This is a genomic window from Pseudomonas sp. TMW22089 (genome assembly GCF_022496645.1).
GTDB lineage: Bacteria > Pseudomonadota > Gammaproteobacteria > Pseudomonadales > Pseudomonadaceae > Aquipseudomonas > Aquipseudomonas paraversuta.
Window position 1 is genome coordinate 264,726 of the sequence record NZ_SCFG01000002.1, and the last position, 13,144, is coordinate 277,869.

Below are 13,144 nucleotides of genomic sequence, written 5' to 3' on the forward strand. Positions count from 1 at the left end.
GTTTACACACTCCTAAGGTAAACTATAATAAACCCTAGACTACAATCCTACTTTTCGCAAAAAAGTACGCTAATCCTCTGTTTTTATTATATTTCCCTCCTAAATATTTACGTTTTAATAGAAGTCGGCGCTACTGCATCTTCAATGATCTGGCAGTCATCAGCCGCTATCTACTGGAAAGCGGCCGGGTAAACCGGGTATTGATCTTCGATTGCGATGTACACCAGGGCGATGGCACGGCGCGGATTCTTGAACATACGCCGGATGCAATTACCGTTTCCCTGCACTGCGAAAAGAATTTTCCGGCACGCAAGGCACAAAGCGACTGGGACATTGGCCTGCCCATGGGCATGGGGGATGCCGAATATCTGCAAGTGGTGGATGACGCGCTCAATTACCTGCTGGCGCTGTATCAGCCCGATCTGGTGCTGTACGACGCCGGTGTCGATGTGCACAAGGACGATGCCCTGGGCTATTTGAAGCTGACCGATGCCGGCGTCGCCGCCCGCGATGAGAGCGTGATGCGCCACTGCCTGGGACGGGATATTCCAGTCGTCGGTGTTATAGGCGGCGGTTACAGCAAAGATCGCAAAGCCCTGGCCCGACGCCACGGGATCCTGCACCACAGTGCACAAAAGGTCTGGCTGTCTTCCGGCTGCTACTAATTACCCACAATGCCTGTGGAACTGCCTGTGGATAACCTGAGTGAAAGCTCTTGCAGGCCACGTAGTCTATGGGCTGCAGAGAGCTGTATGTTTTTCATACAGACAACATCCATCTTCTGTGGGCGCCGGCTTGCCAGCCATGCAGGCGACGCAATTGGCTCTATCCCGGCATCGATGCCATCGCTGGCAAGCCAGCGCCCACAAGGCCAACCCAACCCCTGCAGGGGCAGCGGTCTTGCAGGGCATATGGACATTAGTCAGGTAGAATGCGCGACTTATTTCGCCGATTTGCAGCCCCGCCATGACAGAGCCCACCACCTCCCCTTCCCGCCACGTCGCCATTATCGGCGGTGGGCCCGCAGGCCTGATGGCCGCTGAAGTGCTGAGCCAGGCCGGGGTGCGGGTCGATCTGTATGACGCCATGCCCTCGGTCGGACGCAAATTCCTGCTGGCCGGTGTCGGCGGCATGAACATCACCCATTCCGAGGCCTACCCGGCATTCCTGTCACGTTACGCCGAGCGCGCCCCGCAAATGGCTCCGCTGCTGCGGGCCTTCGATGCTACGGCCTTGTGCCAGTGGATTCACGACCTGGGCATCGAAACCTTTGTCGGCAGTTCAGGCCGGGTATTTCCCACCGATATGAAAGCCGCGCCATTGCTGCGCGCCTGGCTCAAGCGTCTGCGCGAGTCCGGGGTAGTTATCCACACCCGCCATCGCTGGCTGGGCTGGCATGCCGATGGCCAGTTACGGATCGACAGCCCGACAGGTGAGCAGCAACTCAAGCCTGATGCGGTGTTACTGGCGCTGGGCGGCGGCAGCTGGGCTCGCCTGGGCTCGGACGGGGCGTGGATGCCGCTTCTGGCCGGGCGCGGGGTGGAACTGGCGCCGCTGCAGCCGAGCAACTGCGGGTTTGATGTGGCGGGCTGGAGTGAAGTGCTGCGCAGCAAGTTTGCCGGAGCCCCCCTGAAGAACATCGCGATTGCCCTGCAAAACAGCACCCCGCGTCTGGGTGAGTGCGTGATTACCGCCAGCGGCATTGAAGGCAGCCTGATTTACGCCTGGTCGGCGCCGATTCGTGAGGCGATCAATCAACAGGGGGGGGCCACCATCCTGATCGATCTGCTGCCGGGCAAGCCTGTGGATAAAATTGCCGCAGCACTGGCCAAACCTCGCGGCTCGCGCTCCATGAGCAAGCATCTGCACAGTCAACTGGGGATAGACGGGGTGAAAGCCGCGCTGCTGCGCGAATTGGCGCCGGCCGAGTGCTTTGCCGACCCGCAGAGGCTGGCTCAGGCAATCAAGGGGTTGGCGCTGAACCTGATAAAAACCCGTCCATTGGACGAAGCCATCAGCAGCGCGGGAGGCGTGCGGTTTGAAGCGATGGATGAAAACCTGATGCTTAAAGCCATCCCGGGGGTGTTCTGCGCGGGGGAAATGCTCGATTGGGAAGCCCCCACCGGCGGCTATTTGCTAACAGGCTGTTTTGCCAGTGGCAGGGCCGCAGGGTTGGGGCTTTTGAGCTGGCTCAAAGCCTGACGCTTGCGAGAGCGAGAGCGAGCTTGCCCGCGATGACGTCGCGGACAAGCAGGTTTGGCTTACGGCTTGCGCTTGCGCGGGCCGGTATTGAACACAGGGACTTTACGCACGGGTTTGACCGAAGGTTCAACCGGTGCAGCTTCGCCGCTGTAGACCCATTTACCCAGGTTGCGCTTGCCGCCACCGCCTGAGGTTTTCGGTTTTTTCGGCTTCTTCGGCTTTTTGATCACCTGACCGGTTGCATCAGTCTCGGGGACGCGGTGCTCCGGCTCGAAGTCCTGTTGTTCATGGCGCGGCAAGGTCTGACGGGTCAGCATCTCGATCGCCGACAACATGTTCACTTCATCGGCGCAGACAAACGAAATCGCTTCGCCCTTCTGACCGGCACGGCCAGTGCGGCCAATGCGGTGGATGTAGTCTTCGGCCACGATCGGCATGTCGAAGTTGATCACCAGCGGCAGGTCTTCAATATCCAGACCACGGGCGGCAACATCGGTTGCGACCAGGATTTGCACTTCGCTGGCCTTGAACCGGTCCAGCGCACGCTGACGCGTGGCCTGCGGCTTGTCGCCATGAATGCCGTCGGCGTTGATGCCCAGGCCTTGCAGCTTGCCCACCAGTTCATCGACACCGTTACGGGTCTTGGCAAACACCAGCACTTGCTTCCATTGCTGGGTGCGCAGCAAATGCAGGAACAGCTCCGGCTTGCGCTTTTTGTCGACCGGAATGATCCATTGCTTGACGCTGCTGGCCGCTACGTTGCGCGGGCTGACTTCGATGCTCAGCGGGTTGTCGAGCATCTGCTCGGCCAACAGGCGGATGGCATCAGAAAAGGTCGCCGAAAACAGCAGGGTCTGGCGTTTTTTCGGCAATACGCGGTAGATATCCCGCAGCTCTTCGGAGAAGCCCAGGTCGAGCATGCGATCCGCTTCATCGAGGATCAGGGTTTGCAGCTGGGTGAACTTGATCGCCTTCTGCCGATAGAGATCGAGCAGACGACCCGGAGTAGCCACCAGGACATCAACCCCTTTGCGCATTTTCATCATTTGCGGGTTGATGCTGACGCCGCCGTAGACCGCATAGGTGCTCAACGGCAAATGCTCGGCGTACTGGCGGATGCTCTCGTGAACCTGTTCGGCCAGTTCGCGGGTTGGCACCAATACCAGGGCGCGCACCATGTTACTGGCAACTTTCGGACCTTCCATGGTCAGCGACTGCAGCAGCGGCAGGGCGAAACCGCCCGTTTTGCCGGTGCCGGTCTGGGCGGCGGCCATCAGGTCGCGGCCAGCCAGCACTGCGGGGATCGCTTGGGCCTGAACCGGGGTTGGGGTCTTGTAGCCGAGCGTCTCAAGAGCGCGCAGCAAGGGTTCGATCAGGCCAAGGGTGGCGAATGTCATGGGGATACCGTCGAAAAAGGTCAGCGCAGGGGTGCATAAGTTGCAATGGCGCGCAGTTTACCCTAATTCAGACCGGTTTCTGCTTGCGCCACTGCGGCAAACCGATCAACACCACGGCGCTGATGATGACCGCCATCGCCAGGCACTCCTCGAAACCTATGGTCTCGCCGGCGAATGCGATGCCCAGCATCACCGCCACGGCCGGGTTGACGTAGGCGTAACTGGTGGCCGCCGCCGGGCGTACGTTTTTCAGCAGGTACATGTAGGCACTGAAGGCAATGATCGAACCGAAGAACACCAGATAGAGCAATGCGCCCCAGCCTGCGGCAGTGGGCATCTGGGTCATGCGCTCGCCACTCAACAGGCTGCCAATCAAGAGCACGGCGCCCGCCACCAGCATTTCGGCGGCACTGGCCATGGGCCCGGCCGGCAGCGGCAAGTGCCGGCTCCACACCGAACCGAATGCCCAGGCGGCGGCGGCAAACAAAATCATCGCGGCGCCTATCGGGCTGGCCTGCAGGTTGGAACCCAGGTTGAGCATGCCGATACCGATCAGTCCCAGGGCAATCCCGGCCCATTCCAGACGGGTATTGCGGGCGCCCCAGAAATAGCCGAACAGCAAAGTAAACAACGGCACGGTGGCCACGGCCAGCGCCGCGACGCCCGAAGCGACCCCGGAGTGTTCCGCCAGCGTCACCCCGCCGTTGCCGCACGCCAGTAACAGAAAACCGATCATGCCGGCTGCGCGCCACTGCACGAAGGTCGGTGCGGGCGCCCCGCGCCAGCGCATGAAACCGTACATCAAGCTGCCTGCCACCAGAAAGCGGACCCCGGCCATCATCAGCGGCGGCCAGGACTCGATGCCGATACGGATGACCAGATAGGTCGAACCCCAAATCACATACAACGCAAAAAAGGCACCGATCAGTTGTAGCGGGAAACGACGTGCGGCAGGCATGGAGGCAGCTCGAAGGCAAAGGCAGGGGATGGAGGAGTTTAGCCAAAGCCGGGGGCAATATTAAGTTACAGAACCGGCCAAAAGTGGCCGTACACTTTTGGCCGCGACAGGGCCGCTGCTAAAGGCTCGCGAGCAAGCTCGCGCCTACACAGGCTCTGGTCTTCAGAACCCGCGACAGCGCTTGAGGTGTTCGTTGATTTTGGCGGCAGGAATTTTTTGCAGGCTGCGCAACAGATCGTGGCTCAACTCTCGCAGGCCGTGCTTTTGACGCAGTTGCTCAGCCAGATGGGTCGTGAGGTTGGCTGCCATTTCGGCATCGGCCATGGCCCGGTGAGCCTGGCCGGTATGGGGCAACTGGGCGAAGGTGGTGAGGGTGCCCAGCTTGTGATTGGGCGCCGCCGGCATCAAACGCCGGGCCAGCAGCAACGAGCAGGCAAAGTTCTGCAAGCGGGTGCGCTTGATGAGCCCCATCTCGAAGTCCCAGAATTTTTGGTCGAACGCGGCGTTGTGGGCCAGCAAAGGCGTGGTGCCGACGAACTCGTTGACCTCGTTCATCACCTGCTGCGCAGATGGCGCCGTGCGCAACATGGCGTTGCTGATGCCGGTCAGTTGCTCGATGAAGCCCGGCACCCGCACACCCGCGTTCATCAGGCTCTGGTAACGCTCGACAATGCGCCCCTGTTCAAGAATCACCACCGCAATTTCGGTCGCCCGGCAGCTGCTGCTCGGGGAGATACCTGTGGTTTCAAAGTCAATTACGGCGATGCGTTCCAAACCGGGTCAATCCTGTAAAAAATGGAAATTACTTGAGCAGCAAGCTGCCTTCTATCGGTACATAACGGCCAGCAGCACGAATCAATGAATTGGCGGTAAGGCCAGGCACCCCATAAGCCACGGTATCAACCCCGTGCTTGCTGGCAATGCGTTCGAGCAGCAGATCGAAATCACCGTCACCCGAAGCCAGCACCACCTCATCGACATTGGCCGCAACATCCATGATGTCGATGGTGATACCCACGTCCCAGTCGCCCTTGGCCGAGCCATCGCTGCGCTGGATGTAGGGTTTGAGTTTTACCGTGAAACCGAGGTTGCGCAGGATCTGCTGAAACTGCTGCTGTTTGCTGTCACCCCGGTCGATCGCATAGGCATAGGCCTCGACGATTTCACCGCGCTGACTGATGTCAGCCCACAACGCCGCGTAATTGAAGTGGCAGCCATAAGCCTGGCGAACTGTGTAATAGAGGTTCTGCACATCTGCGAAGACCGCAATTCTTTTCACCGGCAAACCCCATGGTGCCCAGGCAATCGGGCAGCTGCTGAAAAACAAGGCCGCAGTATGCCAGCCTGTCGAGGACTTGCGCGGATAAACCGCCCGGCGTGCTCACAAACACCGGGCGGGTCGTAACAAGAACGTTTACATTTGCTCTCCATCGCCTGGCATCGGTTAAAGTAACGCACCGCTTTTGACTGCTGATACCTGACAATGAATCCGCTGACTGTTATTCGCGACTCCCTGTACTTCTTCCAGCGCAATCTGGGGCAAATCGTGACGCTGTGCTTGCCGCTGGTGATCCTTGAGGCCGTGCTGCAGCTCATGGTGGATAACGCCGTGGGCCCCGACCCATCGCCCGGCTATGGCCTGCTCGTGGGTTTGCTTCTGTATCCGCTGTACACCGGCGCGCTGATTCTGTTTCTCGACGCCCGCAGCCGTGGCGAAAGCCCGCGCAATCGTGAGCTGCTGGCCCAGGCACTGACGCTGTGGCCCAGATTCGCCCTGCTCGCGGCCATCAGCACATTGCTGATCGTGCTCGGGCTATCGATGTTTTTCGTTCCCGGGATTTTTCTGACCGTGGTGTTTGCGTTTGCCGAATACCGCCTGGTATTGCGCGGAGATCCACCACTGGCCGCCCTGAAATCGAGCTTCGCCATGAGCCGCGGGCACTTCTGGCGGATTTTTGTCTGCTTGCTGGCGGTACTCGGGCCGTTGATGATGCTCAAGGAGCTGAGCTTCTCGCTGTTCCAAAAGGACGATAACCCGTTGCTCGCTCTGGCCCTGGAAAGTGCCAACAGCTTTTTGCAGCTGTTTTTGTCTGTCGTGCTGTATCGCTTGTTTATGCTCATCGGCGAACCATCCGACAAGTAAGAGGGACGATTCGCTATATACCTCTCCTTGGGTGCCGGACTGCTGTCCGGTATCCTCGGCAATTCCCGCTACGTCTTAAGCCGAGCCCATGCCACGTTTATTACGCCCCATCCTGTCAGGTTTGCTGCTGCTTGCAGCCGCGCTGGCGAGTCTGATTTACAGCGTTACGTGGCGACCCGATGCCAAAGAGGTGCTGGCACTCGTCTGCCCGGCCACAGCCCCGGTGCTGGTACCGGGCCAGGCGCTCAAGGTTATGACCTGGAATGTCCAGTACCTGGCAGGCAAACGTTATGTGTTCTGGTACAACCTGGTTGATGGCAGCGGTCCGGACCTGCGCCCGACCCGTGAAGACATGGCTTTCAGCCTGGATGAAGTGTCGCGGGTGATACGCGATGAGCAGCCCGATCTGGTACTGCTGCAAGAGCTCGATGAAAACGCCAAGGCCAGTGACTATCAAGACCAGCTCGCGCTGCTGCAGGAGCGCCTGGTCGATCTATACCCCTGCAGCACCCAGGCCTTTACCTGGAAGGCTGACTTCGTCCCCGACTGGCATATTCTGGGGAGTGTCGGGCGCAAACTGGTCACCCTCAGCCGTTACCAGATCGAACACGCCGAGCGCCTGCAACTGCCCGTGGCCGAAGCCAATATCATCAGCCGTCAGTTCCAGCCAAAACCTGCGCTGCTGGTTAACTACCTGCCGCTTAACGACGGCGGGCAAATTGTTGCCATCAACACCCAGTTCGATGCCCCGACCCTGGACAACAGCAACCTGCTCCTTCAAATGCAGGCCACCGGTGTGTTGCTCGACAAATTCGAAAGCCAGGGCACGCCCTGGCTGATTGGCGGTGATTTCAACCTGTTGCCGATTGGCCAGTTTTTGCGCCTGCCCGCCGAACTGCGAGCGGGTTATTCGCCGGACAGTGAATTGCACTTGCTGTGGGAAAAGTACCCGATGATCCCCAGCAACCCTGAAGCCACCGGCATCGACCGTGAACTGTGGCTGACCCATTTCCCCAACGACCCGCGTGCCGAAGCCCCTGACCGCACCCTGGACTACCTGTTCTACAGCCCGAAACTGCAACGCATCGAAGGCTATGTGCGCCAGGAAGATACCCTGACCATTTCCGACCACCTGCCGGTGCTGGGACGGCTTCTGTTACCGATTGATTGAGCGCCCCTATATCTGCATCTGTAGGAGCGAGCTTTTAAAGACAACAGCTCGCGTCTATGGGGTCAGGGGTCGAGCTTCAAGGTTTACGCGGTTTGATCCGGGCTGTCGGTTCGGCCACCAACGGATCGTCGGGCCAGTAGTGTTTCGGATAGCGCCCCTTCAAATCTTTTTTTACTTCGATGTAGGTGCTGCGCCAGAAGTTGGCCAGATCCTGAGTCACTTGCACCGGACGCCTCGCCGGCGACAGCAGGTGCAGCTTGACTACCTGCCGGCCACCGGCAATGCGCGGAGTATCTGCCAGGCCGAACAGTTCTTGCAGGCGCACGGCCAGAATCGGCGGGTGTTCGCTGTAGTCCAGCCGTACCGACGACCCCGACGGCACTTTGATGTGATGCGGCGCCAGCTCATCCAGCCGCTGGGGCAAGGGCCATTTGAGCAAGTTATGCACTATGTTGGACAGGTCGAGGCTGGCGAAATGACTCAGACGCGAGACGCGCTCCAGATACGGCGCCAGCCATTCCTCAAGGGAAGCCAGCAGCGCTGCATCACTCACATCCGGCCATTCGCTTTGCCCTTGGGCGCTCAGATCCAGCTGGCGCAGCAGCATTACCCGCGCCTGCCACTGGCGCAGCTCAGGGTTCCAGGGCAACAACTCCAGCCCCTTGCGCCGGACCAGATTGACCAGCGCCCGGGTGCGCGCAGTTGCGTCCAGCCCGGTTAACGGCTCACGGCTGAGCACCAGCTCACCGACCTTGCGCTGGCGTTCGGCACGCAACACCCCTTCACGCTCGTCCCAGTCGAGCTGGTCGACAACGCTGACCTGCTCGCTGAGCACGTTGTCCAGCAACCCGGGATCAAACTCGGCCGCCAGGTAGATCCGTTCTTCACGTTGCCCCTGACGGCTGCCCAGGTCGGCGATCACCAGCCAGGGCTGCTTCATAAGGCCGTCGACCTCGCTGAACAACGCAGCCCGACCATTGGCCAGCCGATACTCCGCCCCCCCGGGTTTGCGTTGTTGCGCGACGCGGTCGGGATAGGCCAGCGCCAGCAAGGCCCCCAGCCAGCGTGGGTGATCGGGATCTGCGACCGGTTGCGTGGCTTTGCCGCGCAAGTAGCCCCGATACTGCCGGGCCAGTTGTTTGGCCCGCTGCACACCGCCCTGCCCGCCCCGCGCGGCGCGGCTTTCGCCCCAGAGCAAGGTCAGCCGGCTGTGCACATCGGCCCCGGCGCCGCGCAAAATATCGCGTTCGCCCAGCAGCGCCGCTACATCGCAGGCCATGTCGGCCAGCCCCAGGTCTTGCCCGCGCAGTAACAAATGAGCAATGCGCGGATGCGCAGGCAGCTCGGCCATGGCTTCGCCGTGGGGCGTGAGTTTCCCGTCGCGCAAGGCGCCCAGGCGTTCCAGCAATTGCCGGGCCTGTGCATAACTTGCCGCGGGTGGCCCATCAAGCCAGATCAGTTGCTCCGGGGTTACCCCCCAGCGCGCCAGTTGCAGCGCCAGCCCGGCCAGATCGGCCTGGAGAATTTCGGCACTGCCATAGGCGGCCAATTGTGCATGCTGGTCTTCGGACCACAGGCGATAACAGACGCCGGGCTCCAGACGCCCGGCCCGGCCGGCGCGCTGGGTGGCGCTGGCCCGCGAGATGCGCTGGGTGTCGAGACGGGTCATGCCGCTGCCGGGATCAAAGCGCGGCACCCGCGCCAGCCCGGCATCAATCACGACCCGCACGCCATCGATGGTCAGGCTGGTCTCGGCAATGTTGGTCGCCAGCACCACTTTGCGCATGCCCCCGGGAGCGGGCTCGATCGCCGCACGTTGCGCGTTCAGGTCCAGTTCACCGTGCAGCGGGCAGAGCAGGATGTCGCTGCGCGAAGCCAGCGCCTCAGCCAATTGTTGATGGACCCGACGAATTTCGGCCTGACCGGGCAAAAACACCAGCAGGCTGCCGCTGTCATCATTGATTGCATCGAGCACCGTTTGCACCACCCGCGGCTCGATAAACTCACCGGGCACAAACGGCCGCCCCCAACGCATGGCCACCGGGTACATCCGCCCTTCGCTGCGCAGCACCGGCGCGTCGTCCAGCAAACTGGCCAGCCGCTCGCCGTCAAGGGTGGCGGACATCAGCAGGATCTTCAGCGGCTGTTCATCGCGAAACAGCTCGCGGCCGTTGAGGCTCAAAGCCAGGGCCAGGTCGGCATCCAGACTACGCTCATGGAACTCGTCAAAGATCAGCAAGCCCACGCCTTCCAGCGCCGGGTCGTGCTGCAAGCGGCGGGTGAGGATGCCTTCGGTGACAACTTCGATGCGGGTGGCGGGCCCCACCTTGCTGTCTAACCTGATCCGGTATCCGACGGTTTCGCCGACCTTTTCCCCCAGTTCGCTGGCCAGACGCTCAGCTGCCGCACGGGCCGCGAGACGTCGGGGTTCGAGCATCAGAATCTTCTGCCCGGCGAGCCAGGGCTCGTTTAACAGGGCCAGCGGAACACGGGTGGTTTTACCGGCGCCGGGGGGTGCTTCGAGCACCGCTTCGTGGCGTTCACGCAAGGCCTGGCGCAGCGCGGGTAAAACTTCATCAATCGGCAGAGAAATCATGGTGGCTCCAGAACAGAGCGACGAGTATAACGGCGAACAGTTCGGCATTAAGCACGGTCTTAATCCCGGTTTCGACTCTTCAAGCTTCTTCGAGGTCTTTTGTATGCGTATGTCTTCCCGTGTGATTGGCGGCGTGGTGGTTGCAGCCCTGCTCAGCCAATTAACTGCTTGCGGCAGTATTTTCTTCCCTGACAGACGCGGCCAGATCGACGGCAAGATCGATCCCATGATTGCCGTGCTCGATGCCGTGGGCCTGCTGTTTTATGTGATTCCGGGCCTGATCGCTTTCGGGGTCGACTTCGCCACCGGAGCGATTTATTTCCCGCCGGGTAAAACCGCGCAAATTGCCCCGGAAAAACTGCGCGAAGCCATAGGCGCAGATGGCAAAGTGGACAACAGCAAGCTCCAGGCCATTCTCGAAAGTGAACTGGGCCGCAGCTTCCCGCTGGACGACCCGCGCCTGATCCAGCACAAAGGCAGCGTGCAACAGTTGGCCATGTACGGTTTGATCCCCGCAGCCTGAAACCCGTAGATAAGGATGGCCCATGACCAGTAGCCCGGAACACGCTCGCCTGTTACGCCTGGCCACCCGCGCTTCGGTGGCGGTGGCGAGTCTTCTGATCGTGACCAAGGCCATCGCCTGGTGGCTCAGTGGCTCGATCAGCATGCTCGCCGGGTTGACCGACTCACTCCTCGATGGCGTGACCTCGTTTCTCAACCTGCTCGCCGTGCATTACGCGTTGCGCCCGGCTGACGACGATCACCGCTATGGCCACGGCAAAGCCGAATCGCTGGCGGGCATGGCCCAGGCATTGTTTATCGGGGTGAGTGCGGTGCTGATCGCTTTTCAGGCCTTCGAGCGCCTGAAAAATCCGGAGCCGTTGGGCGCGCCGTGGATCGGGATTGGCGTGATTATATTTTCCCTGGTGATGACCGTGGCCCTGCTGATCCTGCAACACCGCGTGATCAAGGCCACGGGCTCCAATGCAGTGCGGGCGGACTCGCTGCACTACCGCTCCGACCTGATGCTCAATGGCAGTATTTTAGTGGCACTGGTGCTGGCCAGCGTCGGTTTCCCGCAGCTTGATGCCTGGTTTGGTCTGGGGATTGCGGTGTACATCCTCTGGAGCGCTATCCAGATCGCCCGTGAGAGTTTTGCGGTGCTTATGGACCAGGAGTTACCGACCGACGTCAGCGATAACATGCTGAAGCTGGCCTGCAGCGTGCCCGGGGTACTGGGCGCCCACGATCTGCGCACGCGAATTTCCGGCAGTATCTGGTTTGTGCAGCTGCACCTGGAATTGCCGGGAGAGTTGAGCCTGTCAGAGGCTCACGCCATCAGTGACAGAGCGGCAGCGGCAATCGAAAAAGCCTACCCGCGGGCCGAAGTGCTGGTGCACGCCGACCCCCAGGAAGTGGTCAAGCCCAGGGCAACCCCTCAGTAGTTGACCTGGTAGCCGCGACTGCTCAGACAGTTGCCTTGCGCCTGCCGGTAGGTTTGAACCACTGCCGGTGAAGGCGCATAGGTGACCTGGGCCGGGTCAAAGCCGCTTTGTTGCACAGCCCAACGGTAACAGTCGTAGCGATCCTGGTTGATTTGCGCAGGGCTCTGGCCGTTCGCCGGGTAGGCCACCACGTCATAACCATTGCTTACCGGCTGCGGTTGCGGCTGTGTCACGGGCGGCTGAACCACGATGTAGTCCTGGGTTGCAGGCTGATACTGGTAATAGGCCCCCGCCGCCAGGAACATCAAGGTGCTGCCGATCCATAGTTCCCGCGCATAGTCGGGCAAATACCCTACGCGAATCCCGTAAGGCGGTTGCACCACGATGTAACGCGGGCCTTGTGGGCGATACCAGTAACCACCGGAAAAGAAGTAGTTCTGACCGCGATAAGGTACCTGCCAGTGCTGGCCCGGGAATCGGTCGACGATATAACCCGGCCGGTATTGCGGCCCGGCGCCCCAGCCATTGCCATGGCCGCTGGGCCGACCTGCCCAGCGTTGATCGTTGGGATGATTGTTGCCGGGGCCAAAATTGTTACCCGGCCGTGAGCCATGCCCGCCGCCTTGCCAGTTCTGATTGCCACCACGGTTCGGCGCCTGGCTCTGGTGTACGGCATCGGGCCGGGGCTGGATCGGCAGGTTGTGGCCGGGCTGGCCCGGTCGGCCGGGACCGTTGGGCTCTTGATGCGGACGGCTTTGCCACTGCCCGCCCTGGGGCTGGTTGTGCTCGGGGCGCGGCTGATTGCCCGGGTTGCCCTGGGGTCGCCCCTGATTGTGTTCCGGGCGCGGCTGATTATTGCCGCCCTGTCCCTGTTGCCCGTGTGGCTGTCCGTGTTGCTGCCCGTTACCGGGGCGGGCGTGCTGAGAACCTTCATCGCCTCGCTGTTCTTCGGCCAACACCTGGCCGCTGATACTCACGCAAAGCAAGCCAACTGTAGCCAATCGCCAGATGTGCGGTTTCATGCTGTTTCTCGCGGAGGGATAGGGCGTATAGATAAGACTGGAAAACCGCGAACCGGTTCTGCGAAAGACTATCAGTTGCGCGCCTTTTTTTCGGACAATAAAAAAGGGCGACCCGTCGGTCGCCCTTTGAATTTTTCTGTCCTGGCTCAACACTCGTGATGTTGGCTCACCTCGCGCCGTCTTCTGGACAGTGCGTAGCCCGGGGGCCGG

The 13,144-nt window shown here is 60.9% G+C and carries 11 protein-coding genes and 1 pseudogene; 6 read left to right on the plus strand and 6 right to left on the minus strand.

Annotation, left to right across the window (positions count from 1 at the left end):
- Positions 1–131: 131 nt before the first annotated feature.
- A pseudogene (locus tag EQV90_RS03570) lies at positions 132–665 on the plus strand (histone deacetylase); the annotation flags it as partial.
- 301 nt (positions 666–966) lie between these two features.
- Positions 967–2,202 carry a TIGR03862 family flavoprotein gene (locus tag EQV90_RS03575; protein ID WP_240877752.1) on the plus strand — a complete coding sequence of 412 codons (1,236 nt, stop codon included), beginning with the start codon at positions 967–969 and terminating at the stop codon, positions 2,200–2,202.
- 59 nt (positions 2,203–2,261) lie between these two features.
- Here EQV90_RS03575 and EQV90_RS03580 read toward each other — a convergent pair whose 3' ends face one another.
- The 4 genes from EQV90_RS03580 to EQV90_RS03595 form a co-directional block, all read right to left on the minus strand.
- The gene (locus EQV90_RS03580) at positions 2,262–3,599 is read right to left on the minus strand and encodes a DEAD/DEAH box helicase (RefSeq protein WP_240877753.1); all 1,338 of its coding nucleotides are present in this window, start codon (positions 3,597–3,599) and stop codon (positions 2,262–2,264) included.
- 67 nt (positions 3,600–3,666) lie between these two features.
- The gene (yedA, locus tag EQV90_RS03585; protein WP_003444031.1) at positions 3,667–4,557 is read right to left on the minus strand and encodes a drug/metabolite exporter YedA; all 891 of its coding nucleotides are present in this window, start codon (positions 4,555–4,557) and stop codon (positions 3,667–3,669) included.
- Positions 4,558–4,719: 162 nt separating this feature from the next.
- Positions 4,720–5,331: a 3'-5' exonuclease gene (locus EQV90_RS03590; RefSeq protein WP_003444033.1), complete on the minus strand. Its 612-nt coding sequence runs from the start codon at positions 5,329–5,331 to the stop codon at positions 4,720–4,722.
- A gap of 28 nt (positions 5,332–5,359) precedes the next feature.
- Complete coding sequence (locus EQV90_RS03595) at positions 5,360–5,836, minus strand: NYN domain-containing protein (RefSeq protein WP_160626717.1); 477 nt, start codon at positions 5,834–5,836, stop codon at positions 5,360–5,362.
- Positions 5,837–6,040: 204 nt separating this feature from the next.
- On the opposite strand from EQV90_RS03595, the gene EQV90_RS03600 reads away from it, so the two are divergent.
- Both EQV90_RS03600 and EQV90_RS03605 read left to right on the plus strand, forming a co-directional pair.
- Complete coding sequence (locus EQV90_RS03600) at positions 6,041–6,700, plus strand: YciC family protein (protein ID WP_003444039.1); 660 nt, start codon at positions 6,041–6,043, stop codon at positions 6,698–6,700.
- A gap of 88 nt (positions 6,701–6,788) precedes the next feature.
- The gene (locus tag EQV90_RS03605; protein ID WP_003444041.1) at positions 6,789–7,871 is read left to right on the plus strand and encodes an endonuclease/exonuclease/phosphatase family protein; all 1,083 of its coding nucleotides are present in this window, start codon (positions 6,789–6,791) and stop codon (positions 7,869–7,871) included.
- A 76-nt stretch (positions 7,872–7,947) separates the two neighbouring features.
- Here the strand turns inward: EQV90_RS03605 and hrpB are convergent, their stop codons facing one another.
- Positions 7,948–10,467: an ATP-dependent helicase HrpB gene (gene hrpB, locus EQV90_RS03610; protein ID WP_240877754.1), complete on the minus strand. Its 2,520-nt coding sequence runs from the start codon at positions 10,465–10,467 to the stop codon at positions 7,948–7,950.
- A gap of 103 nt (positions 10,468–10,570) precedes the next feature.
- Here hrpB and EQV90_RS03615 point away from each other — a divergent pair, with 103 nt between their 5' ends.
- Together EQV90_RS03615 and EQV90_RS03620 are read left to right on the plus strand one after the other, a co-directional pair.
- The gene (locus tag EQV90_RS03615; protein WP_003444109.1) at positions 10,571–10,990 is read left to right on the plus strand and encodes a hypothetical protein; all 420 of its coding nucleotides are present in this window, start codon (positions 10,571–10,573) and stop codon (positions 10,988–10,990) included.
- Positions 10,991–11,012: 22 nt separating this feature from the next.
- On the plus strand, positions 11,013–11,912 hold the full coding sequence (locus EQV90_RS03620; protein WP_003444111.1) for a cation diffusion facilitator family transporter: 900 nt from the start codon (positions 11,013–11,015) through the stop codon (positions 11,910–11,912).
- Here EQV90_RS03620 and EQV90_RS03625 read toward each other — a convergent pair.
- Entirely contained in the window at positions 11,906–12,934 is a 1,029-nt protein-coding gene (locus tag EQV90_RS03625) for a DUF6515 family protein (protein ID WP_003444113.1), read from the minus strand. The two genes, EQV90_RS03620 and EQV90_RS03625, sit on opposite strands and share 7 nt — an antisense overlap.
- Positions 12,935–13,144: the final 210 nt, after the last annotated feature.

Coding starts and splice junctions, on each gene's coding strand:
- EQV90_RS03575 (WP_240877752.1), top strand. CDS start 967: ATGACAGAGCCCACCACCTCCCCTTCCCGCCACGTCGCCATTATCGGC.
- EQV90_RS03580 (WP_240877753.1), bottom strand. CDS start 3,599: ATGACATTCGCCACCCTTGGCCTGATCGAACCCTTGCTGCGCGCTCTT.
- yedA (WP_003444031.1), bottom strand. CDS start 4,557: ATGCCTGCCGCACGTCGTTTCCCGCTACAACTGATCGGTGCCTTTTTT.
- EQV90_RS03600 (WP_003444039.1), top strand. CDS start 6,041: ATGAATCCGCTGACTGTTATTCGCGACTCCCTGTACTTCTTCCAGCGC.
- EQV90_RS03605 (WP_003444041.1), top strand. CDS start 6,789: ATGCCACGTTTATTACGCCCCATCCTGTCAGGTTTGCTGCTGCTTGCA.
- hrpB (WP_240877754.1), bottom strand. CDS start 10,467: ATGATTTCTCTGCCGATTGATGAAGTTTTACCCGCGCTGCGCCAGGCC.
- EQV90_RS03615 (WP_003444109.1), top strand. CDS start 10,571: ATGCGTATGTCTTCCCGTGTGATTGGCGGCGTGGTGGTTGCAGCCCTG.
- EQV90_RS03620 (WP_003444111.1), top strand. CDS start 11,013: ATGACCAGTAGCCCGGAACACGCTCGCCTGTTACGCCTGGCCACCCGC.
- EQV90_RS03625 (WP_003444113.1), bottom strand. CDS start 12,934: ATGAAACCGCACATCTGGCGATTGGCTACAGTTGGCTTGCTTTGCGTG.